Below are 24,188 nucleotides of genomic sequence, written 5' to 3' on the forward strand. Positions count from 1 at the left end.
CTACTCCCCCTGTGTCAGCGGTGTCGGTGCGGTGCTCCAGTGCGCGGCGAGGTCGCCCCACAGGTACGCGGCGGTCTCGACGCCTTTCATCAGCAAGTCCAGCTCCACTTTTTCGTTCGGCGCGTGCCAGCCGTCCGACGGGATGGAGATTCCCAGGAAGAGCACCGGCACACCGAGCACGTCCTGGAGATCGGCAGCGGGTCCCGAGCCGCCCTCGCGCGTGAACCGCACCGGCTGCCCGAAGGCCCGCCCCATCGACCGTACGACCGACTGCAGTGCGGGATGGTCGAGCGGTGTGAGGCACGGCCGGGTGGCGCCCCAGAAGGTGATCTCGTGCCGGATGCCGTCCGGGAGACTGCGCTCGGCCCACTCGCGTACGGACTGCTGGACCTTTTCGGCGTCCTGTCCCGCCACGAGCCGGAAGGACAGCTTGAGCCGGGCGGACGAGGGGACGATGGTCTTGCCGCCGGGGCCCTGATAGCCGCCGCCGATGCCGTTCACCTCGGCTGTCGGACGGGCCCAGACGCGCTCCAGCGTGCTGTAGCCGGCCTCGCCCAGTGCGGCGTGCGAATGGGCGGTGCCCAGCCACGCGTTCTCGTCGAAGGGCAGCTCGGCGAAGAGCTCCCGCTCCCGGTCGGTCAGCTCGATCACGCCGTCGTAGAAGCCGGGCAGGGCGACTCGGCGGTCGGTGTCGTGCAGGGACGCGGCGAGCCGGGCCGCTTCGGTGGCCGGGTTGGGCACGGCGCCGCCGAAGGAGCCGGAGTGGATGTCCTGGTCCGGTCCGTACAGGTCGATCTGACAGTCGGTCAGGCCGCGCATGCCGGTGCACACGGTGGGCGTATCGGCGGACCACATGCCCGTGTCGGAGACGATCGCCGTGTCACAGGCCAGCCTGTCGGCGCGCTCTGCGATCAGTGCGGGGAAGTGCGGCGAACCGGACTCCTCCTCGCCCTCGATCAGCAGCTTCAGACTGACCGCGGGCGCCGTACGGCCGGTGGCCGCCAGGTGCGCCTCCACGCCCAGCGTGTGGAAGAAGACCTGTCCCTTGTCGTCCGCCGCGCCGCGCGCGTACAGCCGGCCGTCCTTTTCGACGGGCTCGAACGGGTCGGTGTGCCAGCCGTCCTCGGTGGCGGCGGGCTGTACGTCGTGGTGTCCGTAGACGAGCACTGTCGGTGCGTCCGGGTCGTCGGAAGGCCATTCGGCGAACACGGCGGGCGCCCCGTCCGTCTCCCAGATCTCGGCCACCGGGAAACCGGTGGCGGTGAGCTTCCCCGTCAGCCATTCGGCACTGCGGCGGACGTCGTCCGCACGGCCCGGGTCCGCGGACACGGACGGAATGCGCAGCCATTCCCGGAGGTCGTCGAGGAACGTGGCGCGCCGGGCTGCGATATGGGCCCGAACGTCGCTGTCCGGGGCTTCCGGGGTGGTGCTCATGCCATTGACCCTATCCGGCACCGTGCTGCTCCTCCGCATCCGGTGGCAGCTCGGCCTCTTCCTCCGGCGACAGCTCGGGTTCGCCGGGCGGTCCGGTCTCCGGGTGCCCGCCGGGTGACTCGATCTCCTCGGCCTCCTCGTCCGCGGGCTGTTCGCCGAGCAGCAGTCGTTCGAGCTGTTCGCGGCCGGGCAGTCCGGTGGGGCGTACGACCTCGCCGCTGCGCACGAAGACGAACGCCGCGTCGACGCAGTCCGGCGGTACTCCCTGCTGCTCGGCCCAGGCCAGACGGTAGACCGCGAGCTGGAGGGGGTCTGCTGTACGGCCGCGGCTGGTCTTCCAGTCGACGATCTCGTACCGCACGGTGCCGTCCTGCGCGGTGTCGCGGTACACGGCGTCGATCCGGCCGCGCACTGTTCTGCCCGCCAGATACAGCTGGAAGGGCGCCTCGGCGCGGTACGGAGTGCGGTGGGCGTACGGCGTGCGCTCGAACGCCTCCTTCAGCGCCGTCAGATCGCGCTCGTCCGCGATCTCGGGCGGCTCCGCACCCGTCTCGTCCCCGGCGCCCGGCAGTTCGTCGGGTCCGAGCATCGGCAGGGTGAGCTCCTCGAACCGGGACTCCACCCACGCGTGGAACCGGGTGCCGCGCCGGGCCGCCGCGGGGCGCGGCGGCTTCGGCATGGGACGGGCCAGTTCACGGGCGAAACCGTCCGGGTCCTCGGCCAGCCGCATCAGCTGGGTGGCCGACAGGGACGGGGGCAGCGGGACGTCCCGCACGGTGGCGCGGGAGCGGCGCAGTTCGCCGGCGAGGGCGTCGAGGTCCCGGTCCCAGGAAGCGGCCGTCCTGGCCTCCTCCGGGCTGAGCTCGGAGTCGGAGGCGGGCACGGAGGCGTCGGCTTCCGCGTCGGCATCGGCCGGTACGTCAGTGGGCACGTCCGCCGGGTGGTCCAGTCCGGCCAGGTGGCCCAGCACCGCTTCGGCCGCTGCGCGGCGGTGGGTCAGCGCGTCCTCGTCCAGCGGCAGCGGCCACGACCGCTCCTCGGCCGCCTCCGCCAGCGCCGGGTTCTCCTCGCCCTGCTCCGGCGGCTCGGCCCACGCCTCGACCTCGCCGTACGCGGGCCCCGCCGCACAGTGGTCGTACAGCGCCCGCAGAAAGGAGGACGGTCCGCGCGGCCGCTTCTGCGCGGGCCCCCACCAGTGCCCGGAGCCGAGCAGCAGGGAGCGCGGGCGCGTGAACGTGACGTATCCCAGGCGCAGTTCCTCCGTGGCCTGGTGGTCCGCCATCGCGGTCTTGTACTGCTTGAGGCCCTTCGCGCTCCAGTCCTGCACGTCCGGCAGTGTCGCCGCGTCGCCCCGCAGTGCGTGCGGTACGACCTCGGGGCGGGCGAGCCAGGACTCGCGCGCCGTGTCGCTGGGGAACCGCCCGGCTACGAGGCCGGGCACCGCGACCACGTCCCACTCCAGCCCCTTGGACTTGTGCGCGGTGAGCACTTTGACCGTGTCCTCGCCGCCCGGCAGTGAACTGTCCAGCCCCTTCTCGTACTGCTCGGCTGTGCGCAGGAAGCCCAGAAAGGCGAGCAGGTTCGCCTCGCCGTCCAGCGAGGCGAAGCCGGCGGCGATGTCGAGGAAACTGCTCAGCGTCTCGCGGCGGCGGGCCGCCACCGCGTGCGGGGACGCGGACAGTTCGACCTCCAGACCGGTCACGGCGAGCACCCTGTGCAGCACGTCCATCAGCGGGTCGGCAAGGGAGCGCCGCAGATCGCGGATCTCCTGCGCGAGCCGTGCGAAACGCACGCGCGCCTCGGGCGAGAAGGGCAGCTCGTCCTCGTAGCCGCTCTCGTGGCCGTCCGGGTCGAGGAAGGTGTCCAGGGCGTCGGCGAGCGAGGTGATCTCCGCGGGGTCGACCCCTTCGACGGCGGCCGCGAGCCGCACGTCGGGGTCGTCGTCCGCGCTCGCCCTGTGGTGTCTGACGAGCAGTCGTGCACGCCGTCCCAGCAGGGCGAGGTCGCGGGGGCCGATGCGCCAGCGCGGTCCTGTGAGCAGCCGCACCAGCGACGCGTTCGCCGTGGGGTCCTGCAGCACCTCGCACATGGCGACCAGGTCGGCGACCTCCGGCAGGTGCAGCAGGCCCGACAGTCCGACGACCTCGACCGGTACGTCGCGGGCCACGAGGGCGCCCTGGATCTCCCCGAAGTCGCCCGCGCCGCGGCACAGTACGGCGATCTCACCGGGCGGCGTACCCGTCTGCACGAGGTGCGCGACGGAGTCGGCGAGCCACTCGATCTCCTCGGCGTGCGTACGGAACAGCCCACACCGCACCAGCCCGTCCTGCTCCGCGCCCGGTGCGGGGCGCAGCGCCTCGACGCCCTCGTGCCGCTCCCGCAGCGGCTCCGCGAGGCCGTTCGCGAGGGACAGCAGCCGGCCGCCGCTGCGCCGGTTCTCCCCCAGGGCGTGCCGGGCGGCCGGGGTGCCGTCCCGCTGCGGGAAGTGCCGGGGGAAGTCGTCGAGGTTGGCGACGGAGGCGCCCCGCCAGCCGTAGATGGCCTGACAGGGGTCGCCGACGGCGGTGACCGCGTGCCCGGCGCCTCCGCCGCGCTCCCCGTCCCGGGCTGATCCGGCGCCGAACAGGCCCGCCAGCAGCACCCGTTGGGCGACGGAGGTGTCCTGGTACTCGTCGAGCAGGACGACCGGGAACTGCTCGCGCAGCAGCCGCCCGACCTCCGGGACGTCCCGTGCCAGCCGGGCGGCGAGCGCTATCTGGTCGCCGAAGTCCAGCAGATCGCGCTCACGTTTGCGCCGGCGGTACTCCTCGACCAGGCCGAGCAGTTCGCCCCGGCCGACCGCGGCACGGGGCACCTTGCGCAGGTCCTCGTTGGTGAGCCGGACTGTCTGCAGGGAGTCGCGCAGCTCACTGTCGTACGCGCGCAGTGCGTCCGGCTGTACGAGGTGTTCCGACAGTTCGCCGTCCAGCGCGAGCAGGTCCCGCACGTGGGAGGCGAGGGATTTGGTGAGCCCCTCGTACGGTCCGGGCGCGGACCGCAGTACCTGCGCTGCCAGTTGGAACCGGGTGGCGTCGGCGAGCAGCCGCGCGCCGGGCTCTATGCCGAGCCGCAGTCCGTGGTCGGTCAGTAGCCGTCCGGCAAACGCGTGGTACGTGGAGATCTGCGGCTCGCCCGCGTCCTCCCCCGGGTCGCCGTCCGGGCCGGCCACTCCCGGGCCGGCGGGGACGGGGTCGGGGTCGGTGACGCCGGCGCGCACGAGTGCCTTGCGGACGCGCTCGGTGAGCTCGCCCGCGGCCTTGTTGGTGAACGTCAGGCCGAGCACGCCCTCCGGCGGCACCTGTCCGGTGCCGACCAGCCAGACGACCCGGGCCGCCATGACGGTGGTCTTCCCCGAGCCCGCCCCGGCGACGATCACCTGCGGCGCGGGCGGCGCCGTGATGCAGGCGGTCTGCTCCGGGGTGAACGGGATGCCGAGGAGCTCCTTGAGCTGCTCGGGATCGGTGAGTCGTGCGGGCACGACAGAGACGCTAACGCTCCCCGCCGACATCCGGGGCCCCGCCGGCTGCTCCGGCCCCCGCGGGCCCCGCCGTACCGGTGGACCGCGACACTGTTCTGCCGTTCCCGGCGCACCGTACGACCCGTCCGCCGGGTGCGTACGTGTGCTTGCTCGCGGGTGCGTACATGTGCTTGCTCGCGGGTGCGTACGTGAGCGCGCTCACTCGACGATCTGCCGGCCCTCCGGCTGGGCCGAGCACGCACTGCGGAACGCACAGTGCGTGCAGTGCTGTCCGGGCGAAGGGGCGAACCGTTCGTCCAGGACACGCCCCGCGGCGCGGGCCAGCAGGTCGCCGACCCACTCCCCTTCGCCGCCCTCCCCCGGCGTGCTCTCCTGTGTCTCGTGCGGCTCCTGCCGCTGCACTGCCGGGAGGCTGTCGCCGCCGTCCCGTACGGGCGCGCCCTGCCGCAGGTGGACCAGTTCGGCACCGCCCGCCGCCGGAGACCGGCCGCCGAACAGTCCGTCGGCGGCACCGGCGTGCACGGCCAGTTGGTAGACGGCGAGCTGCGGGTGCTGTGCGACTTCCTTGGCGGTCGGCTTGGCCGACTTGCCGGTCTTGAAATCGACGACATACGCGCGTCCCTGCGCGTCCGTTTCGACGCGGTCCATGCTGCCGCGGATCCGCACCTCGTACTCACCGGCCTTCAGCGTCACATCGAACTCGTGCTCGCTGCCCGCCACTTCGCGCCCTTCTCCGCGCTCCATGACGTGCCATTTGAGGAACCGCTCCAGCGCGGCGCGGGCGTCCTGCTTCTCCTGCCGGGACTTCCAGGGCGCGTCGAAGGCCAGCCCGTCCCACACGGTGTCCAGCCGCTCCATCAGGACGGCCAGATCCGCGGGCGTACTGCCGGAGGCGACCTCGTCCGCCAGGACGTGCAGCACGTTGCCGAAGCCCTGCGCCGCACTCGCCGGCTCGTCCGCCTTCACCTCGCGGCCCAGGAACCACTGCAGCGAGCAGGTGTTGGCGAGCTGCTCCAGCGCGCTGCCGGACAGGGCGACGGGCAACTCCCGGTCCCGCAGCGGCACTTCGGAGCGGGTCGGCTCGACGAGGCCCCACCAGCGGTGCGGGTGCGCCGCCGGCACGAGGGCGTGCCCCTCGTCGTCCCGGAGGGCCGCCAGGCGTGCGAGCCGCTGCGCGGCGGCGTCGCGCAGCGCTGGCGCGGCCGACGGGTCGACGGTGGTGGCGCGCAGTTCGGCGACGAGCGCAGCCACCGCGAGAGGACGGCGCGGACGGCTCGTCACGGTCCGCTGTTCGACGCCCAGTTCGGCCAGAAAACGTGACGGCTGGTCGCCGTCGTCGGCCTGCGCCTGTACGGCGGTGACGACCAGCCGCTCCTTGGCGCGGGTCGCGGCGACGTAGAACAGTCTGCGTTCCTCGGCCAGCAGGGCGCCGGGCGGCAGGGGTTCGGCCAGTCCGTCGCGGCCGATCCTGTCGGCCTCCAGCAGCGAACCGCGCCGCCGCAGATCGGGCCACAGTCCTTCCTGTACGCCGGCCACCACGACCAGCCGCCACTCCAGCCCCTTGGACCGGTGCGCGGTCATCAGCCGTACGGCGTCGGGGCGTACGGCGCGGCCGGCGAGAGTGTCGGCGGCGATGTCCTGGGCGTCCAGCTCCTCCAGGAAGTTGAGTGCGCCCCGGCCTCCGCTGCGCTCCTCCGCGCGAGCCGCCACGGCGAACAGCGTGCACACGGCGTCCAGATCGCGGTCGGCGTTACGGCCCGCCGCGCCGCCGCGCAGCGCGGCACGCTCCAGCCGCTGCGGCCAGCTGGTGCCGTCCCACAGCTCCCACAGCGCCTCCTCCGCGGTGCCGCCGCCCGCGAGGAGTTCGCGCGCCTTGCGCAGCAGCAGTCCGAGCCGCTGGGCACCGCGCGCGTACGCGACGTCGTGCGCGACGAGCCGCTGCGGCTCGGCCAGCGCCTCGGCCAGCAGCTCGTCGGACGGCCGCGGCACGGCCTCGCCCGCGGCACGCTCCTCCTCCCGCAGGGCCCGCCCGAGACGGCGCAGATCGGCGGCGTCCATGCCGCCGAGCGGCGAGGCGAGGAGGGTGAGCGCGGTGTCGGTGTCCAGCCACGCGGCGGCCCCGCTCCGCGCGGCGCCGGAGTCCTCCCCCGGCTCCTGCCCGGCTGCCGATACGTCCTGCTCGGGGCCCGGGCCGGCATCGTGCTCAGGACCCGGGTCGGCGTCATGCCCGACTGCCGGCCCGGCGTCCCGTTCGGAGCCCCGTCCGCCCTGCGGCCGGTCCTGGTCCGGGGCCTGATCCTGGTCCTCGGCCTGGTCCGGGCCCGGGGCGTCCGCCCCCGTGTCCGCCTCCCCCGGCTCCGGCGGCGCGTCCGCCGCCGCCCGGGCCACGGCGCGCAGCGCCGTCAACAGGGGGGCGACGGCCGGTTCCTGACGCAGCGGCACGTCCGCTCCGTCGATGTCCAGCGGCACCCCCGCGGACGTCAGCGCGCGGCGCACCGCGGGGATGCTCCGCCCGCCCGCGCGGACGAGGACCGCCATCTCGCCCCAGGGGACGCCGTCTTCGAGGTGCGCGCGGCGCAGCACGTCCGCGATGTTGTCGAGCTCGGCGCCCGAGGTGGGGTACGTACAGACGTCCACCGTGCCGCCGTCCCGCACCGGAGCGAGCCCGCGGTGCGCCCGTACGGCGTCGGCGGGCAGCCGCGGCATGGGCAGCCGGCGGGCGAGCTCGCGGGTGGCGCCCAGCAGCCGGCCGCCGGAGCGGCGGTTCGTCCGCAGCACCTCCACGGGCGCGGGGGCGCCGGTGCGCTGCCGGAAGGCGTCGGGGAAGTCGAGGATGCCGTTCACGTCCGCGCCGCGGAAGGCGTAGATCGACTGGTCGGGGTCGCCGAACGCGACGAGCGTGCGGCCGTCCCCGGCGAGCGAGTGCAGCAGCCGCACCTGCGCCGGGTCGGTGTCCTGGTACTCGTCGACGAACACCGCGTCGTACGCGCCGCGCAGCTGTGCCGCCACGTCCTCCTGCCCGGCCAGCAGCACGGCGCGGTGCACCAGTTCCGCGTAGTCGAGCACGCCCTGGGCGTCCAGCACGTCCAGGTACTCGGCGAGGAATCCGGCCGCCGCGCGCCAGTCGGTCCGCCCCGTGCGCCGCGCGAAGTCGCCGAGCGTGCCGGGGCCGAGGCCGAGTTCCCTGCTGCGCGCGACGACGGCCCGCACCTCGTCGGCGAAGCCGCGCGTGGTGAGGCAGTCGCGCAGCTCGTCGGGCCAGCCGACGCGGCCGCGGCCCTGCTGCTCCAGATCCAGCTCGCCCTGGAGGAGTTCGCGGATGTAGAGGTCCTGCTCAGGTCCGGTCAGCAGGCGCAGCGGCTCGGCGAAGAGCTCCGCGTCCTGGTGCGCCCGCACGAGCGCGTAGCAGTACGAGTGGAACGTGGTCGCCTGCGGGGCTCCGGCCGCGCCGGGCCCGCCGAGCCGCGCGGCCATCCTGTCGCGCAGTTCCACCGCGGCCTTGCGGCTGAAGGTGAGGACGAGGATGCGCTCCGGATCGCCGCCCTGCCGCACCCGTTCGGCGACGGCCTCGACGAGCGTCGTGGTCTTGCCGGTGCCGGGTCCGGCGAGGACGAGCAGGGGCCCGCCGGGGTGGTCAACCACAGCGCGCTGTGCTGCGTCCAAGGCAGGGAGATCCGCCGGGCCCGGAGGAGTGCGCACCAGCCGGTACGCACCGGCGGCGCCCCCGCCAGCAGCCGGCGGGTACGCATCGGACGGGTGGGAGGAGCTCACGTGGATCGCCTTGGGGAGGGTCTGTGCTGAACGGTGCAGACGCTACGCCAGCGGGCACACGGGTCGCAGCGCGTTGCTCCTGTACTCCGTACGGACCGCTCGGCGCATACCGCGGAGGGCCATGGCGGAAGGTGGTGGGTGTGAGCAGCCGCAGCCGGTGGTCAGCCGCCCTCCCCGTCCCACCTGGCGCGGCGCATGTCGAGCCGCGGTATGTGCCCGTCGGCCGCGCCGGCCGCGTCCCGCAGCGGAGTGCCCTCCGCGCGGTACTGCTCCAGGGCACGGAGCTCGGCGCCGGGCAGCAGCTGTCCGTCGGCGCGGACGACCCGCCACCACGGGACCGCCCCGCCGTACAGCGCCATCACCCGTCCGACCTGGCGCGGCCCGCCCTCCTCCAGCCACTCGGCGATGTCGCCGTACGTCATCACGTGCCCCGGCGGGATGCGCTCTGTGACATCCAGCACCCGCTCCGCGTAGTCCGGCAGCCGCGGGGGCTCCGCGGGCCCGTCGTCGGATCCGTTCTCGTGCATGCGGGACATCGTGCCGTACGCCACCGACAACTCCCGTCCGCCGAAGCGCCCTTCTCCTGGTATGCCGGATATGGGGGGTCGCCGGAATGCCCCCTCGTGCCCCCATGTGCCACCCCCTCGTGCCACCATCTTCCGGGCGGTGACGAGTGATACGAGACCAAGACGAGACGACAGACGGGCGGCAGCAGGATGAACGGCCACTTCCGGAAGGCCCTCCTGCCGCGGACAGGGCTGCCCGGATGAAGGAGAGCGGCACCGGTACGGACGACATGCCGTACGGGGCGGTCCGCGAGGAGTCCAGAGCGGACGACCGGATCGAGAGTGACGAACCGCTGCTGTCCGCGCGCGTGCACCGCCCCTCCGACCTGCTGCGTACGGTGCTCGGCCTGCTCGGCATCGCCATCGTGCTCGTCATCGCCAACTACGCGCACGGCACCACGGCAGGCCTCGAGCAGGACATCGACAAGGGAACCCAGCAGGCCCCGCCGCTGCTGATCAGCCTCACCGGGCTGGCGTCCAGCATCGCCGTGCTGCTGGTCCCTGTGGCGTTCGCCATCGAGCGGCTCATCAAACGGGACGGGCTGCGGATCGCGGACGGTGTGCTCGCCGCCGTACTGGCGCACGGTGCGTCGCTGGCGACCGATCTGTGGGTCGCCGAGGCCGCGCCGGACTCCGTACGGGACGCGCTCACCAAGCAGATCACCACCACCGATCTGACCACCCCGGTGCACAGCTATCTGGCGCCCGTCATCGCCTATATGACGGCTGTCGGAATGGCGCGCAGACCGCGCTGGCGGGTGCTGCTGTGGGCGGTACTGCTGCTGAACGCCTTCGCCGTACTGATCCCCGGGTACTCCACGCCCTTCTCGATCATCGTCACGGTGCTGATCGGCTGGACGGTCGCGTACGGCACGCTGTACACGGTCGGCACACCGAACGTCCGTCCCACGGGACAGACCCTGCTGGCCGGGCTGCGGCACGTCGGCTTCACGCCTGTCGCCGCCGTACGTGTCGAGGAGCCCGCACCGAGCGAGGCCGACAAGCACGACCCCGGCTACCGGGACAGCGGGCGGCGTTACCGCGTCACGCTGGAGGACGGCCCGCCCATCGACGTCACGGTCGTCGACCGCGAACAGCAGGCTCAGGGCTTCTTCTACCGGCTCTGGCGCCGCATGACCCTGCGCGGCATCACGCAGCGGCGGAGCCTCCAGACGCTCCGTCAGGCGCTGGAGCAGGAGGCCCTGCTCGCGTACGCGGCCATCGCGGCGGGCGCCAACGCGCCCCGGCTGATCGCCACGTCCGAGCTCGGCCCGGACGCGGTGATCCTGGTCTACGAGCACATCGAGGCCCGTCAGCTGGACGCGCTGCCCGACGAAGAGATCACCGACGACCTGATGCGCGCCTCCTGGCAGCAGGTGGCGGCACTGCAGTCGCGGCGGATCGCACACCGGCGGCTCGTCGGCGACGCCCTTCTGGTGGATCGTTCCGGCACCGTCTTCCTCACGGATCTGCGCGGCGGGGAGATCGCCGCCGGCGACCTCGTCCTGCGGATGGACGTGGCGCAGCTGATGACCACGTTCGGCCTGCGCGTGGGTGCCGAGCGCGCCGTCGCCGCCGCCGTGGACGTGCTCGGCCCGGACGCGGTCGCCGACAGCCTTCCGCTGCTGCAGCCGATCGCGCTCAGCCGCAGCACGCGCTTCACGCTCAGGAAGCTCGCCAAGGAGCGCGCGCAGCGCGAGCGCGAGGCCGTCCTGGAGGCGTCGCGCGCCGACAAGGAGGCCAGGGACGCGCACCACGGGGCGACCGACCGCAAGTCCCTGCGTGCGGAGAAGTCCGCGGAGAAGCGGGCCATCGACGAGGCGCTGGAGGAGGCCCGCGAGGAGGACCTCCTCGTGCAGATCCGCCAGCAGGTGCTGCGGATCCGGCCGCAGGCGCCGATAGAACCGGCCCGCCTCGAACGCATCAAACCGCGCACCCTCGTCACGTTCATCGCCGGCGCACTGGCCGCGTACTTCCTGCTCACCCAGCTCAGCCAGGTGCCGTTCCGCACGGTCGTCGACGCCAACTGGGCCTGGGTCGGCGGCGCCGTACTGTTCTCCGCGCTGACGTACATCGCCGCCGCGATGTCCCTGCTGGGCTTCGTGCCGGAGAAGATGCCCTTCATCCGTACGGCCATCGCGCAGGTCGCGGGCTCCTTCGTGAAACTGGTCGCCCCCGCGGCGGTCGGCGGGGTGGCGCTCAACACACGCTTCCTGCAACGCGGTGGCGTACGGCCCGGGCACGCCGTCGCGAGTGTCGGCGCGTCACAGCTCTTCGGGCTCGGCAGCCACATCGTGCTGCTGCTGTTCTTCGGCTATCTGACCGGCACGGAGCACACACCGACCCTGTCGCCGTCCCGCACTGTCATCGCCGGACTGCTCACGGCAGCGGTGCTGGTGCTGATCGTGACGGCCATCCCGGCGCTGCGCCGCTTCGCCTCCGACCGGCTGCGGTCGCTGTTCGCCGGGGTCGTCCCGCGGATGCTGGACGTGGTGCAGCGGCCGTCGAAACTGCTGACCGGCATCGGCGGACAGCTGCTGCTGACGCTGCTGTTCGTGCTCTGCCTGGACTCCTGCGTCCGCGCCTTCGGGCACGAGGCCAGCTTCGCGAGCCTCGCCGTGGTCTTCCTCGCGGGCAACGCCCTGGGGTCGGCGGCGCCGACACCGGGCGGTCTGGGCGCGGTCGAGGCGGCGCTGATCGCCGGCCTGATCGCCTTCGGCGTGCCCAAGGAGGTCGCGACGCCGGCCGTACTGCTGTTCCGGCTGATGACGCTCTGGCTGCCCGTCCTGCCGGGCTGGCTCTGTTTCACCCAACTCACCCGCAAGGGCTGGCTGTAGCGCATGTCCGCACCGCACGACCTCGTACCGCTCGGCACGGACGGAGCGGCCGGCGTACGCACGGACCGCGTCTGGTACGCATCCTTCGGGTCGAACATGCACCGGTTCCGGCTGGACTTCTATCTGGCCGGCGGACGGCCGCCGGGCGGGTCGAGGACCTATCCGGGCTGCCGGGACGCCTGCCCGCCGGTGCGCTCCGTGCCCGTCATGCTGCCCGGCTCGCTGTACTTCGCCCACGAGTCGGAGGTGTGGACGGGCGGCATGGCCTTCCACGACCCCGAAGGTCCGGGCGAAACGGCCGCACACGCGCACCTGGTGACCGCGGAACAGTTCGCGGACATCGCCGCGCAGGAGATGCACCGCCCGCCGGGCAGCACGCTGGACCTCGGCCCCGTGCTGAGCACGGGCCGTGCGGAGACCGGCCCCGGCCGGTACGAGACACTGCTGTGCCCCGGTCTGCTGGACGGCTTCCCCGTGCTGACGTTCACCGCTCCGTGGCGGATGGACGACGTACGGCACACCAGGCCGTCCGCCACCTACCTGCGGCACCTCGCCTCCGGTCTCGCCGAGTCCCACGGGTGGGACGCCGACCGGATCGGTACGTATCTGGCGGGCCTGCCGGGTGCCGCCGGGCACTGGTCGGCCGCCGAGGTGACGGCGCTCATGAACGGCAACAGCGCGCACGGCACGTCCCGCGCGTCGCAGGGGCAGTCCCGCGCGTCATAGCGGCAACAGGCCCGGCGGCGACAGGTGGACACAAGTGCCCCAACGCCGCGGTGGGGCCGCGCAGTTCGCGCAGCCCCACCGTGCGGTAGCTCTCCGGGCCGGCCCGCAGCGGGGCCGGCCGTCCGGCTCAGTAGACGGGCTTGTCCGGCTCGATCTGGTTGACCCAGCCGATCACGCCGCCGCCGACGTGCACGGCGTTGGAGAAGCCGGCGCTCTTCACGGCGGCGAGGACCTCGGCCGACCGCACACCGGTCTTGCAGTGCAGCACGATCTTCTTGTCCTGCGGCAGGTCCTGGAGCGCGCTCCCCATGAGGAACTCGTTCTTCGGGACCAGCTTCGCGCCCGGGATGGACACGATCTCGTACTCGTTCTGCTCGCGGACGTCGATGACCTCGATGCTCTCGCCGTCGTCCATCCACTCCTTGAGCTGCTTCGGAGTGATGGTCGAACCGGCCGCGGCCTCCTGGGCCTCGTCGGAGACGACACCGCAGAACGCGTCGTAGTCGATGAGCTCGGTCACCGTGGCGTTCGGGCCGCACACCGCGCAGTCGGGGTCCTTGCGGACCTTCACCGTGCGGTAGCTCATCTCCATGGCGTCGTAGATCATCAGGCGGCCGACGAGCGGCTCACCGAATCCGGCCAGCAGCTTGATGGCCTCGTTCACCTGGATCGAGCCGATCGACGCGCACAGCACGCCGAGCACGCCGCCCTCGGCGCAGCTGGGCACCATGCCGGGCGGCGGGGGCTCCGGGTACAGGCAGCGGTAGCAGGGACCGTGCTCGCTCCAGAACACCGACGCCTGACCGTCGAAGCGGTAGATCGAGCCCCATACGTACGGCTTGTTCAGCAGCACGCAGGCGTCGTTGACCAGATAGCGGGTGGCGAAGTTGTCGGTGCCGTCCACGATCAGGTCGTACTGCGCGAAGATGTCCATCACGTTCGAGGAGTCGAGACGCTCCTCGTGGATGTTGACCTGGGTGTACGGGTTGATCCCGAGCACCGTGTCCTTCGCGGACTCGGCCTTGGGGCGGCCGATGTCGGACTGGCTGTGGATGATCTGACGCTGCAGGTTCGACTCGTCGACCTCGTCGAACTCGACGATGCCGAGGGTGCCCACACCGGCTGCGGCCAGATACATCAGGGCGGGCGAGCCGAGCCCGCCGGCGCCGACAGCGAGCACCTTGGCGTTCTTCAGCCGCTTCTGCCCGTCCATCCCGACGTCCGGGATGATCAGGTGGCGGGAGTACCTGCGGACCTCGTCGACGGTGAGCTCGGGGGCCGGCTCGACCAGGGGTGGCAGCGACACGGAGTCTCCGATGGTCGGTGGAACGTACGGTTGTTCTGCTCGTAACACTGCCACGCGCTGTCTCATTCCGAGACACCCGGTCCGAGACGCGAGACGAGTTCGTCCCAGTAGCCGGGCAGCGACTCCCAGGGGTCACGGCCCCGCCGCTCGGTTCTGTCGGTGAACCAGACCGTGCCGGCGCCCTGCCAGCGGGCCAGCCGCAGCGCCTCCTCCAGGTGCGTACCGGGCAGGCTGTGCACCAGATGACAGAACCGCCATGGCGGATGGTCCGCCGTCCACTCCGGCACCTGCGCCCAGCGGTACTCCGCCCAGCTGCCCCTGAAGGTCACCAACTGGTCCCCGACCTCGGCGTATCCGGGATCCGGATGGACGTCCTGGCCGAGGACGATGTGTCCTCCTTCACACAGGGCGCGCAGCGTCATCGACAGCCGTCTGACCTCTGCCAGGCGCGCGGCCCCCGCGGGACAGTTCGCCAGATAGAAGCCGTCCACGCGGTACCAGTCGAGGTAGCGGTGCGCGTCCGACACCAGCTCACCGAATGTCCGCGTACCGTCCCACATGTCGAGAAGCCCGAGGACACCGGCGCCGGCCTCGTGCAGTCCGGCAGCCGCCTGCAGGCAGTACGGATCGGGCCGCGCGCCCGGGCCGCGGGCCACGTCGAGCACCGCCCAGTGCAACGGGACGCCGGGGCGGGCCAGTTCGGCCCACTCGGCGGGCGCGAGCATCGGATGCGCACAGCCGGGCACGCCGAAGGCGAGCTGCCGTGCGGTGCCCGCTGCCGAGTGCCGCGGGCCGCCGGGCGTCATCAGATCCGGCATGCCGCCTCCATCCAGATGTCGGCCAGGGACTCCTCCAGTCCGATACGGGGCCGCCAGCCGAGCCGGTCGCGTGCCGTACGGACGTCCGCCTGCTGCCAGTTGCCGCAGCCGTCGGGGTAGGGCGTCTGGGGCGGCGGGGACGGGGCGCTGCCGGGCACCGGCGACGGGGCGGGCACGGTCGGCCCGTCCAGCTCGTGCACCGCGCCGGCGTATCCGGCGGCGCGGGCGAGGACGGCGGCCGCGTCGCGCAGCCGGACGGCGCGCCCCGTACCGATGTTGACGACGCCCTGCGCCGCGGAGAGCGAGGCGGCGTGCACGGCGCGCGCGACGTCCCGTACGTCGACGAAGTCCCGCTGCACGCCGAGGCCGCCCAGCTTCAGCTCGTGGTCGCCCTGCTGCATGGCGCGCCGCATCGCCTCCGCGAGCCGGCCGAGCGGCGACCCTGCCGGGGTGCCGGGCCCCGTGGGCGAGAAGACCCGCAGCACCACGGCGTCCAGGCCGGACGAGAGCACCAGCTCGGTGGAGGCGAGCTTGCTCACCCCGTACGGCCCGCCGGGGCGCGGCACGGCGTCCTCGCTCGTGGAGGAACCCGCGGGCGAGGGGCCGTACTCGGCGGCGCAGCCGATGTGCACCAGGCGCGCGCCGCAGCCGCTGCGCCGCAGCGACTCGCACACGGTGGACGTGGACACGATGTTGTGCCGGGTCAGCTCGCGCGCGCCGCCGCGGATCGCGCCGGCGCAGTTGATGACCACGCCGGGGTGCACTGCGTCGAGGAAGCGGGTCAGCGCGCCCGGACTGCCGGCCGACAGGTCGAAGCGGACGTCGGCGTCGTCGCTCCTGCCGAGCGCGGTGAGCTGTACGGCGGGGTCCGCCAGCAGCCGGTCGGCGACGAACCGGCCGAGGTAGCCGTTGGCGCCGAGGAGCAGCACTCTCATCGTGCTTCCTCCCCGCCTCGGACGGTGCGGCGCACCGGCTGCTGTGACAGCTGTGGTGACGGCTGTGTGGTGGTCATCGGGTGCTGCTCCTTCTCGGTGGTGCACGATCGCGTGGCTAACGGCTGTCCTGCGGCTCCCCGGGGGAGGGGCGCGGACTGCCGCACCGCGCAAGCGGTCTGACGGGTCATCGGCCGTCCGTCCGGCGGTGGTGCGCCGAGGCGCGGGCGAGCGCGCGGAACGCGTACACCAGCAGGGCCGCGGCGGCGCAGCAGCAGACGGCGAGGGGGACGAGCGCCGGGTCGGGGCCCGGCAGCCGGGAGGCGGGGGCGGCGGCGAGCGCGAGGAGCGCGGTGACACAGGCCGCTCCGAGCCCCGCGGCCGCCGCGCGGGGACGTCCGTGCGCGGACAGCAGGAGCGCCAGGAACAGCAGGACACCGAGCGCCGTGGTGCCGGCCGGTGTGCCGGGGCCGGGCTGCGGCCCGCCCAGGACGAGACGGGTGGCGGCCTGCACCGCGAGCAGTGTCAGCGCGAACAGCGCGACCGTGCCGGTGAGCAGCGGGCGCACCCCGGCGGCGAACTCGTCGAGCCCGCGGCTGCCGCGCAGCATCCGCCGCGCCCGTACGGAGAACCAGCGGGCCCCCCATACGGCGGGCGCCACCGCGCACGCGAGCGTGAGCGCCACATCGCGCGCGGAGTCGGCACGGCTCCCGGTGAACTGGCCGGGACCCGCGGCGTCCCACAGCACGGCCTCCCGCAGCAGCACTTCGCCGAAGAGGGCGAAGCCGACCAGCCAGCAGGCGGCGAACGTGACGGTCCTCGTCCTGGCGGCACGGGGCAGTGCCAGCCGCACCGCGGCGCCGGCCGCCAGCGCGCCCAGTGCTCCCAGCGCCACGCGCAGGAGGGACGACGCGTCCTGGGCCTGTGCGAGGGCGGCGAGTGTCACCGCGCACAGCGCGGCGGGCAGCAGGGGCAGCACGAGGCGCGCGAACCTGTCGGCGGCGTACGGGGACCTGTCCTCCCGTTCCCGCTGCGGCAGTTCGGTGGCGGACTGCTCGGCACGGGGCACCCGCACGTACAGCTCCTCGGCCAGCGAGAAGACGTCGCGGTGCCGGAAGCGCGCCGCGGTCCTGTCGGTCACGCCGTGGGCCTCCAGCCCGGCGGCGATCTCCAGCGGGTCCACGGCCTGTTCGCACAGCTCGCGATGACGGTGCATCAGCGTGCGCACCGGGTCGGCGGGGCCGCGCCGGGCGGCAGCCGGTACGGCGGCCCGGCCCTCGCCCACGGCGTCCTCACTCTCGGCGGCGCCCCCGCCGACGGGCACGGGCTCCGGCATCGGCCCGGGCCCCGGACCGGGCATCGACAGCCCGTCGGGCACCGACAGCCGCTCGGGCGCCGGCACTTCGGGCGGCAGCGGCACGTGCAGCACCGGTCCGTCCGGCGCCGCACCGGCTCCTGCGTCCCCATCCGCTGCCGTGTCCGTGATCGCTGTATCCGGGTGCACCGTCGTGTCCGTCCGTGCCGCCCCGGGCTCCATGTCCGCAGACGACGGTGTCGCGTACGACGGCGTGCTGTTTCCCCGCTCGCTGCTCATCCGCGCTCCTCCTCCCGCACGTCGAACTCCCGCCCGCCGGGCTCCCGCTCGTCGGCTCCGGCCCCCACGGCGACCGGGGCACGCTTGCGCACTCCCGGCAGCAGCTGGGTGAACCGGCCGCCCGGCCGGCGGCCTCCCGAGGCGGCGGCAGCCGCCGGCTCGGGCGCGCTCCCCACCCAGCGCCCCGGCACATGGGACTCGGCGGGCCGGGCGAAGGGCAGCGGCCCGCCGCCCTCCGACAGGGCGGCCGTTTCGGCGCGCACCGGATGGCGCGACATCAGCTCCAGATAGCCGGCGTGGAAGGCCTCGACGTTCTGCTCCACGGTGAACAGTTCGAGCGCGCGCGCCCGCGCGGCCGCTCCCAGCCGCGCGCGCCGTGCCGGATCGTCGAGCAGGGCCACACAGGCGTCCGCCAGCGCGCGCGGGTTGCGCGAGGGCACCACCAGGCCCGTGCCGCCGATGACTTCGCACACCGCGCCGACATCCGTGGAGACGGTCGCTCTGCCGCAGAACATGGCCTCCACCAGAGAGACGGGGAAGCCCTCGACAACGCTGGAGAGCACCACGACGGAACCGCCGGCGTACGCGTCGGCGGGCGTGGGCACTTCGGGGCTGCCCAGCTCCTCGAAGGAGACGGGGCTCTCCCCCACCGCGTGCGGGTCGGCCGCCTCGTCCGGGAAGAGCTGCGCCGCGAGCGTCCGGCAGTGCGCCGCGTACGCCTCGGCGCCGGGGCCGCGGCCGGGCGCCGACTGCACGATCCGCAGCCGCGCGCCGGGCACCCTGCGGCGTACGCCGTCGAAGGCGTGCAGCAGCGCGATCAGGTCCCTGGCGGGCTCAACCCGGCCTGACCACACCAGCGTCGGCGCCGTGCGGTCCGCGGGGTCCGCTCCCCGCGCCGGTGGGGCCGCTCCCGCCTCCTCGCCGACTTCCGCGAAAGGGGCGGCGTCCATCCCCGGGTACACAGTGCGCAGTTGCTCGCGGCGGGCGCCGCAGCGCTCCTGCCAGCGCCGTACGTGCGTATTGCCGGGGGTGATCAACTGGGCCTGGCGGTACGTCTCGTGGGCCAGCCGTCCCTGGAAGGACGCGAGCAGCGCGCGCACGGGCGCGCGGGAGGCCGCGGGCGGGACGGCGTCGGCGCTGCTGGCCAGATAGTGCTCGCGCAGCCGGACCGCGTACTCCGTGACCAGCATCGGCGTGCCGTGCAGCCGCTTGGCGAGCAGTGCGGGCAGCGCGGCGGCGCCGCTGCCGACCACGTGGCACAGGTCCGCCGCCGCCAGCCCTTCCCGGCCGGACTGCGCACGGTCCTCGGCGCGCTCGTGGACGTCTCCGTGTCCGTACCAGTCGAGGGAGAGCGGGCGCAGCGCGCGCTCCAGCCGGTCGGCGACCGCGAGCAGGTCGGCGACCCGCGCGGAGTGGGCGGCGCGGAGTGCGCCGGGCTCGCGGCAGGCGGACTCCAGCACGCGGAGCGCCAGTTCGGACCGGAGCGCGGCGGACAGCGTTCCGGGGTGCTCGTGCGCCAGCTCGGCGAGCCCGTACAGCCCGGAGGCGAAACGGTCCGCCAGGTGCCTTCCGGCTGTGGGGCCGCCCTCGGGGTCAGGCGTGCAGACGGCTTCGGCCAGCATGCCGAAGTGCTCGGCGAACCGGCGCCGCTCCCGCCGCCCGTACCCGGACGGCGCGCCGCCGCCCGGCGCGCGGGGGGACTCGGGAGTCGCGCCCCACAGCGGGGCCGTACGGATCCGCCCGACGTTCCGCGGCAGTTCGCACCAGCCGGTCTCCTCCTGGCGGGCGCTGCGGCTGAGCGCGTAGATCTCGAAATCGTGGCTCTCCAGCCCGCGCAGCAAGCGGTCGCACCAGACCACCGACTCACCGCGCGCAAAGGGATAACCACCCTCCGTAAGCAGTGCGATGCGCACGAGCACACCCCCGATCGATCTCCGCATGGGGCCACTGACCGCCGAACCGCCGGGCGGCTGACAGAAGTTCAGTGACGTGACGCAGAAGACGCTATGCGCGCGCCCCCGGTGCGCGATGGACGGTTGTCCATCGCACCACCGGAAGGGGTGAACGACCGTGACTTCCCGCGAAGTCGGGCGTTCGTATGCGCTAGGGAGTGTGCACGCGTACGCCGGGAGAGCACGGCCCCACCGTCACGCGTACGCCGGGAGGGCACGGCCCCGCCGGCACCCGGGCGGCCGTCGCGCCGACAGCCCGCACCAGGTTCTGCCGCGGGGTCAGTCCCGCGGGTGCGGCCAGGCGTTCGGCTTGCAGGTGCGCCCGTCAGTGGAGAGGTACTTGGTCTGCTGCATCATCACCGGCGCGAGCGCCCCCTCCTTCTCGCAGCCGACGTGGTCGTGCCCGAGCCGGTGGCCGACCTCGTGGTTGATGAGCATCTGCCGGTAGACGTGCATCTTCTTCGGGCCGTACGTCTTCGCGCCCTGCGCCCACCGGTAGCCGTTGATCATGACGCGGTCGGTCGCGGCCGAGTCGCAGGAGACGTGCTCCTCGCTGGTGTCCAGGCCGGACTTGGCGCACCACACGTCGGTCGTCTTCGGACTGGCCAGCGTGATGACGAAGTCGGCGTCCCCGGACGAGACGCGTTCGAAGCTGCGCTCGCCACCGTGCGCCCAACTGCGCTTGTCGTTCAGCGTCTTGTGCACGGCCTGTGTGAACAGTCCGCCCTCCAGCGGCAGGCCCTTCTCGACGTCCACGCGGTAGCGCAGCACCTGTCCGCCGCCGGGCCCCTTCTCGTGGCCGCCCATCGTCCGGAAGTCGCCCGAGCCCTTCGCGTCCTTGCCGACCGGGAAGCTCTTGGCCATCTTGTCGTCGTACGACAGAGGGGCGCTCTTCCGTTCCGCCCGGCTGCCCGCCGCGTCGCCGGACTGCGCCGTACTGTCGCCGGCCGTCTGCCCCTCGTCGCTGCCGGCCCCCGTGATGACCGAGCCCGCGCCGGACTCCTGGCCCGATACGTGCCCGGCGATGACGACCGCCAGCACGGTCGTCACGGCCGCCGCCGTGATACCGGTGAGCGTGCGCCCCTTGCCGCCGCCCTGCTGCCGGCGGCTGAACGGCTCGTCGTCCTCCGGGGGTTCGCCCCCGTCCGCGGAGCGGGGCGGCCCCTCGTCCTCCGGCGGCCCGGCCGGAGCGGGTACGCCCGTGTACGGCGGCGGCCCGCCCCATTCCGGCGCGCCGGCGGCGAAGACGTCGTCGTCGAACGCGTCGAGATAGTCCTGTCGCGGCCCGCGCCGTGCGCCGGCGCCGCGCGCCCCCACCACGGGGCCCGCGGGTCCCGGCGGAGCCGCCGGACCGCTCGCGGCGAATCCCGTGCCGTACCCGCTTCCGGTGTCGTACGACGTGCCGTACGCCGCGCCCCACGCGCCACCGGACTCACGCTGCTCGGGGTGCCCCCCGCGCGCGGTGTGCGCCTGCGGCACCCCGCCGGGCGGTGTCGCGCCCGCGCCGGGTATTCCTGTCCCCCGCCCGGGTATTCGGCTGCCCGGAACGCCGTGCCCCGGTGTGCCGCGCCGCTCGTGCGACGCACCGTCATACCGGCCGTACGGGTCGCCGTGCGGCTCTCCGTACGCGCCGTCGTACTGCTCTCCGTACGGCTCTTCCGGACCCCCGGCCTGCTGTGAGCCGTGCGGCGCACCGTGTGCCGTGCGTATCCCGGCGGTGTCGCGGGTGTCCCCGCGTCCCTTCCGGCTGTGACGTCCCACTAGGCCCCTTCCCCCAGCCCGGGCATCTGCTGCCCGGCTTCCCGGCTCGTGCCATGCTGCGGCAACCCGGCCGTCTCGTCGAGCAGTTCACGGAAGGCACCGGCGACCACATCCGGGTACTCCATCATCGCCACATGCCCCGCCTCGGGCAGCGTCAGCAGCCGTGAGTCGCGGAAGGCGGCCGCCGCGCGGCGTGCCATCCGGAACCCGACCAGCTGGTCCCGCCCCCCGTACACCAGCAGCGTGGGCGCGAGCACCCGCTCGGCCTGCCGCCACAGCGAGTGCTGACCGCCCAGAGTGTAGGCGTCGACGATGCCGCGTGCCGAACGGGTCAGCGCGTCCCAGAAGTACGGCAGTGCGACGCGGCGTTGGTACTCCTCGACGGCCGCGGCGAAACCCTCCGGCGTGACACGCCCGGGGTCGCCGTAACAGAGCGACAGCACGTCCCGCGTACGCCGCTCCGCCGGCCAGTCCTTCGTCATCCTGCCGAACAGCTCGCCCACACCGGGCACCGCCAGCAGAGCGGTCGGCCACGCGCTGCGCTGCACCCGCAGCTCGGGCAGCGCGGGCGACACGAGCGTCAGCGTGCTGACCAGATCGGGCCGGACGGCGGCCACCCTGGTGGACACGGCGCCGCCGAGCGAGTTGCCGAACAGATGCACCGGGCCACGTCCGGCCGCGTCCAGGAAACGGATGACGGCGCGGGCGTGGCCCGAGACGGAGTAGTTGCCGTCGTCGGGCGGCGGGGAGTCGCCGAAGCCCGGGAGGTCGACGGCCTCGCCGTCGACCACACCCGCCAACTCCCGCATCAGCTCGGTCCAGTTCTGCGAGGAACCGCCGAGCCCGTGCACGTACACCGCGGGCGGCAGTCCTGCACGCTCAGGTGGCCGGGACCGCACGGCCAGGGTCACTCCGGGCAGCGGAACGGAACGGAGCCGCTCGCCCTCCCCGACCCGCGGACCGCCCGAGGGCGGCACCGTTTCGGGGACGGCAGCGGCGCTGATTCCCGGTTGCTCGGTCGACGACATGGGGGCAATGTTACGAGACGATCACGCGGCCGCTCTTGTGTTCGCGGTCACAGACGTCACCGACTTCACTGTTTTTCCCGGGGATTCGGCACCGCGCCCGGAGGAACCCGGATGAGTACAGAGCCGCAACACCCCTCCTACCCTCGGGTGGAGAACAGTCGCCCTGGAAAGGGGAGCCACATGGCAGTCGACCCGACGGACCCGGAGACCTTCGAGGACGTGTACGAGGAGGAGCCGGATACGGAGACCGGCCTGGAAGCCCCGACGGAGGACACCGCCGAACAGCACGCGGGCCTGCTCCGCCAGCAGAACCGTCCGATCACCGGGCGCGGCGGCAGCGACGAGGTGGACCCCGCGGACGCCGCGGACCAGGAGCGGGAAGTCGAGCTGAACGAGGACGAGTACCGATAAAGCACCCCGTCCACTGTCCGGCCGGTGAAATTCTCGGCCCGCGACGCGCCATCCGCTGTTACCCAAAAGTACGATGGCGGCGCAGCGCAGAAGCGCGCGCAGAGAACGAGGGAGGCGGCGTGACAGCGACCGAGCAGTCAGAGGCGCGCCCACGCGGCACGCGCCTGCCGCGCCGGGCACGACGCAACCAGCTCCTGGGCGCGGCCCAGGAAGTCTTCGTCGCGCAGGGCTATCACGCGGCGGCCATGGACGACATCGCCGACCGGGCGGGCGTCAGCAAGCCGGTGCTCTACCAGCACTTCCCGGGCAAGCTCGACCTGTACCTGGCCCTGCTGGACCAGCACTGCGAGTCGCTGCTCCAGGCGGTCCGCGCGGCACTCGCGTCGACGACCGACAACAAGCAGCGGGTCGCGGCGACGATGGACGCCTACTTCGCGTACGTCGAGGACGAGGGCGGCGCGTTCCGCCTGGTCTTCGAGTCCGACCTCACCAACGAGCCGGCCGTGCGCGACCGTGTCGACAAGGTGAGCCTGGACTGCGCCGAGGCGGTCAGCGAAGTCATCGCGGAGGACACCAAGCAGCCGCAGGACCAGTCGATGCTGCTGGCCGTCGGCCTGTGCGGAATGGCCCAGATCACCGCGCGCTACTGGCTCAGCTCCGGCCGGACCATCCCGCGCGACGCGGCAGCCAAGCTGATCTCCTCGCTCTCCTGGCGCGGCATCGCCGGCTTCCCGATGCAGTAGACCGGCCGCCCGTGCGGAGACCGGCTGCCCCATGCGGCAGATCGGCCGGAACCGGCTAATCTGTGCTCCGTACAGCGCGGCTGGCCGCGTACCCAAATGACCGTCGGAGGGACATAGCCGTGGAGGTCAAGATCGGCGTGCAGCACGCGCCCCGCGAGATCGTCTTCGAGAGCAAGCAGACTCCTGAAGAGATCGAGACCGCGGTGTCGTCGGCACTTGCCGGGGGCGGCTCGGAGGTCCTCAGCCTGGAGGACGAGCACGGCCGGAAGATCCTGGTGCCGTCCGGCCGGGTGGCCTACGTCGAGATCGGCGAGCACTCCGGCCGCAAGGTGGGCTTCGGCACCATCTGAGCACCCCGGTTCACACCGAACGGCGGTTCCCCGATCCATCGGGGGGCCGCCGTTTCACATGCCCGCCACCAGGGGAGGACCGGATACGACCGATTTGACCATCAACCGGCTCCGACGCCGCACCCCGAGGAGGTTCTTGTGGTCCTGGAGGCATTCGGCGCCGCCGTCATCGGATTCGCCATCGCCTACGCCGCCACCAAACGACTGCCCGCGCGCTTCGCCAACCGCCGTCTGGTGCTGGCGACGGGACCGGTCTCCGCGGTGCTCGGCGGCGTCGTCAGCAGGGTCGTGCTCGGCCCGGGGTACGCGCCGGTGACGCTGCTCGTCGGGGCGGCGGTGAGTGTCGCCATCCTGTCGCTGCTGCTCGGCGACTCGATGCACACGCGCCGCCCGTCGTCCGGCTTCCGCGCCAACGTCGCGGGCTCGCCCCGGGTCTGAGGGG

At 73.2% G+C, this 24,188-nt stretch carries 17 protein-coding genes; 6 read left to right on the top strand and 11 right to left on the bottom strand.

Annotation, left to right across the window (positions count from 1 at the left end; all coding sequences use genetic code 11):
• The 4 genes from AC3AGO_RS13230 to AC3AGO_RS13245 all read right to left on the bottom strand — a co-directional run bounded on the left by AC3AGO_RS13230 (position 1) and on the right by AC3AGO_RS13245 (position 9,249).
• Positions 1-1,434, bottom strand: coding sequence for a dipeptidase (locus AC3AGO_RS13230; protein ID WP_487820376.1), 1,434 nt, complete (start codon positions 1,432-1,434; stop codon positions 1-3).
• Between the two features lie 10 nt (positions 1,435-1,444).
• The gene (locus tag AC3AGO_RS13235; RefSeq protein WP_487820377.1) at positions 1,445-4,951 is read right to left on the bottom strand and encodes an ATP-dependent helicase; all 3,507 of its coding nucleotides are present in this window, start codon (positions 4,949-4,951) and stop codon (positions 1,445-1,447) included.
• Between the two features lie 198 nt (positions 4,952-5,149).
• Positions 5,150-8,722: an ATP-dependent helicase gene (locus AC3AGO_RS13240; RefSeq protein ID WP_487820378.1), complete on the bottom strand. Its 3,573-nt coding sequence runs from the start codon at positions 8,720-8,722 to the stop codon at positions 5,150-5,152.
• A gap of 161 nt (positions 8,723-8,883) precedes the next feature.
• The gene (locus AC3AGO_RS13245; RefSeq protein WP_487820379.1) at positions 8,884-9,249 is read right to left on the bottom strand and encodes an MGMT family protein; all 366 of its coding nucleotides are present in this window, start codon (positions 9,247-9,249) and stop codon (positions 8,884-8,886) included.
• Between the two features lie 269 nt (positions 9,250-9,518).
• On the opposite strand from AC3AGO_RS13245, the gene AC3AGO_RS13250 reads away from it, so the two are divergent.
• On the top strand, positions 9,519-12,125 hold the full coding sequence (locus AC3AGO_RS13250) for a lysylphosphatidylglycerol synthase transmembrane domain-containing protein (protein ID WP_487824643.1): 2,607 nt from the start codon (positions 9,519-9,521) through the stop codon (positions 12,123-12,125).
• Between the two features lie 3 nt (positions 12,126-12,128).
• Positions 12,129-12,851 (top strand): histone deacetylase, encoded by a 723-nt coding sequence (locus AC3AGO_RS13255; RefSeq protein WP_487820380.1) that lies wholly within the window; start codon positions 12,129-12,131, stop codon positions 12,849-12,851.
• 127 nt (positions 12,852-12,978) lie between these two features.
• Here AC3AGO_RS13255 and moeZ read toward each other — a convergent pair whose 3' ends face one another.
• The 7 genes from moeZ to AC3AGO_RS13290 all read right to left on the bottom strand — a co-directional run bounded on the left by moeZ (position 12,979) and on the right by AC3AGO_RS13290 (position 22,242).
• Positions 12,979-14,157 carry an adenylyltransferase/sulfurtransferase MoeZ gene (moeZ, locus tag AC3AGO_RS13260; RefSeq protein ID WP_487820381.1) on the bottom strand — a complete coding sequence of 393 codons (1,179 nt, stop codon included), beginning with the start codon at positions 14,155-14,157 and terminating at the stop codon, positions 12,979-12,981.
• 62 nt (positions 14,158-14,219) lie between these two features.
• Complete coding sequence (locus tag AC3AGO_RS13265; protein WP_487820382.1) at positions 14,220-14,975, bottom strand: spherulation-specific family 4 protein; 756 nt, start codon at positions 14,973-14,975, stop codon at positions 14,220-14,222.
• The gene (locus AC3AGO_RS13270; RefSeq protein WP_487820383.1) at positions 14,963-15,910 is read right to left on the bottom strand and encodes an NAD-dependent epimerase/dehydratase family protein; all 948 of its coding nucleotides are present in this window, start codon (positions 15,908-15,910) and stop codon (positions 14,963-14,965) included. Before AC3AGO_RS13270 ends, AC3AGO_RS13265 begins: the two co-directional genes overlap by 13 nt.
• Before the next feature lie 184 nt (positions 15,911-16,094).
• Complete coding sequence (locus AC3AGO_RS13275) at positions 16,095-17,501, bottom strand: hypothetical protein (RefSeq protein WP_487820384.1); 1,407 nt, start codon at positions 17,499-17,501, stop codon at positions 16,095-16,097.
• Positions 17,498-19,414 (bottom strand): DUF3492 domain-containing protein, encoded by a 1,917-nt coding sequence (locus AC3AGO_RS13280; protein ID WP_487820385.1) that lies wholly within the window; start codon positions 19,412-19,414, stop codon positions 17,498-17,500. Before AC3AGO_RS13280 ends, AC3AGO_RS13275 begins: the two co-directional genes overlap by 4 nt.
• Before the next feature lie 318 nt (positions 19,415-19,732).
• Complete coding sequence (locus AC3AGO_RS13285) at positions 19,733-20,932, bottom strand: DUF3152 domain-containing protein (protein WP_487820386.1); 1,200 nt, start codon at positions 20,930-20,932, stop codon at positions 19,733-19,735.
• A gap of 281 nt (positions 20,933-21,213) precedes the next feature.
• On the bottom strand, positions 21,214-22,242 hold the full coding sequence (locus tag AC3AGO_RS13290; protein WP_487820387.1) for an alpha/beta fold hydrolase: 1,029 nt from the start codon (positions 22,240-22,242) through the stop codon (positions 21,214-21,216).
• A 180-nt stretch (positions 22,243-22,422) separates the two neighbouring features.
• On the opposite strand from AC3AGO_RS13290, the gene AC3AGO_RS13295 reads away from it, so the two are divergent.
• The 4 genes from AC3AGO_RS13295 (at position 22,423) to AC3AGO_RS13310 (ending at position 24,184) form a co-directional block, all read left to right on the top strand.
• Positions 22,423-22,653, top strand: coding sequence for a hypothetical protein (locus AC3AGO_RS13295; protein ID WP_487820388.1), 231 nt, complete (start codon positions 22,423-22,425; stop codon positions 22,651-22,653).
• A gap of 119 nt (positions 22,654-22,772) precedes the next feature.
• Positions 22,773-23,396: a TetR/AcrR family transcriptional regulator gene (locus AC3AGO_RS13300; protein ID WP_487820389.1), complete on the top strand. Its 624-nt coding sequence runs from the start codon at positions 22,773-22,775 to the stop codon at positions 23,394-23,396.
• A 119-nt stretch (positions 23,397-23,515) separates the two neighbouring features.
• Complete coding sequence (locus AC3AGO_RS13305) at positions 23,516-23,746, top strand: DUF3107 domain-containing protein (RefSeq protein WP_487820390.1); 231 nt, start codon at positions 23,516-23,518, stop codon at positions 23,744-23,746.
• 138 nt (positions 23,747-23,884) lie between these two features.
• Positions 23,885-24,184, top strand: coding sequence for a hypothetical protein (locus tag AC3AGO_RS13310; protein WP_487820391.1), 300 nt, complete (start codon positions 23,885-23,887; stop codon positions 24,182-24,184).
• Positions 24,185-24,188: the final 4 nt, after the last annotated feature.

The organism is Streptomyces sp. BL1, from assembly GCF_057628045.1.

Coding starts and splice junctions, on each gene's coding strand:
- AC3AGO_RS13230 (WP_487820376.1), bottom strand. CDS start 1,434: ATGAGCACCACCCCGGAAGCCCCGGACAGCGACGTTCGGGCCCATATC.
- AC3AGO_RS13245 (WP_487820379.1), bottom strand. CDS start 9,249: ATGCACGAGAACGGATCCGACGACGGGCCCGCGGAGCCCCCGCGGCTG.
- AC3AGO_RS13250 (WP_487824643.1), top strand. CDS start 9,519: ATGCCGTACGGGGCGGTCCGCGAGGAGTCCAGAGCGGACGACCGGATC.
- AC3AGO_RS13255 (WP_487820380.1), top strand. CDS start 12,129: ATGTCCGCACCGCACGACCTCGTACCGCTCGGCACGGACGGAGCGGCC.
- AC3AGO_RS13265 (WP_487820382.1), bottom strand. CDS start 14,975: ATGCCGGATCTGATGACGCCCGGCGGCCCGCGGCACTCGGCAGCGGGC.
- AC3AGO_RS13270 (WP_487820383.1), bottom strand. CDS start 15,910: ATGAGAGTGCTGCTCCTCGGCGCCAACGGCTACCTCGGCCGGTTCGTC.
- AC3AGO_RS13275 (WP_487820384.1), bottom strand. CDS start 17,501: ATGAGCAGCGAGCGGGGAAACAGCACGCCGTCGTACGCGACACCGTCG.
- AC3AGO_RS13290 (WP_487820387.1), bottom strand. CDS start 22,242: ATGTCGTCGACCGAGCAACCGGGAATCAGCGCCGCTGCCGTCCCCGAA.
- AC3AGO_RS13295 (WP_487820388.1), top strand. CDS start 22,423: ATGGCAGTCGACCCGACGGACCCGGAGACCTTCGAGGACGTGTACGAG.